Raw genomic sequence first — 593 nt, 5'->3', positions numbered from 1 at the left:
TAGCGGTTCAGAAAGTCTTGGCGCATGTCTTCGTCGATGTAGCCGGCGTACTTGTTCCAGCTATCGGCGCGACGAGCCTTGATGGCCGCCTCCCGCACCTGTCGGTGGTGCTCCGGATTGCGATAGATCCTGTAGCCGCCGGACGACTGCACGACTGCGTGGCGGTTGCTCATTTCATACTGGGGGTCCGAGTAGCGGACGCCGATGTTTTGGTGATCCTTGTAGTAGGCCTGCTCAGCCTCATCCTCGACGAGCTTCCTGATGTTCTCGATGGCGTAGGCGATCGTGAACTTGCGGTGGTTGGTGAGGCTTTCGCCGTCCTGCTGCGCCATGAAGGCTTCCAGGGGCTCGGCGCTTGCATTGCGCCAGGCATTGAGTTCCTGGGCGATTCCAAGCGGATCGTCCAGGACGACGGCCACGCCGCCCTGTCCGGTCCGTCCGGCCGGCGGCATCATGTCCATGCGCATCAATTGCAGCGGCGGGGGCAATGCCGAGAAGGCCTGGGCCTTCAACAACGCCTCGAGTGCGGGTTTGCTGTCCTTGGCGAAGTCGGCCACCAGATCAAGCTGGTCGGCACCCAGCACGTGCTCCAT

General features: G+C 62.2%; 1 protein-coding gene. It reads right to left on the bottom strand.

The annotated features are described in order from the left end of the window. The coding region (locus KYC_RS29780) for a hypothetical protein (RefSeq protein ID WP_043519401.1) at window positions 1-593 on the bottom strand (593 nt) is incomplete at both ends.

This window comes from Achromobacter arsenitoxydans SY8, from assembly GCF_000236785.1.
Classification (GTDB): domain Bacteria; phylum Pseudomonadota; class Gammaproteobacteria; order Burkholderiales; family Burkholderiaceae_B; genus Achromobacter; species Achromobacter arsenitoxydans.
Note: the sequence above shows the minus strand (reverse complement) of the source record. Positions and strands in the feature narration are given on the sequence as shown.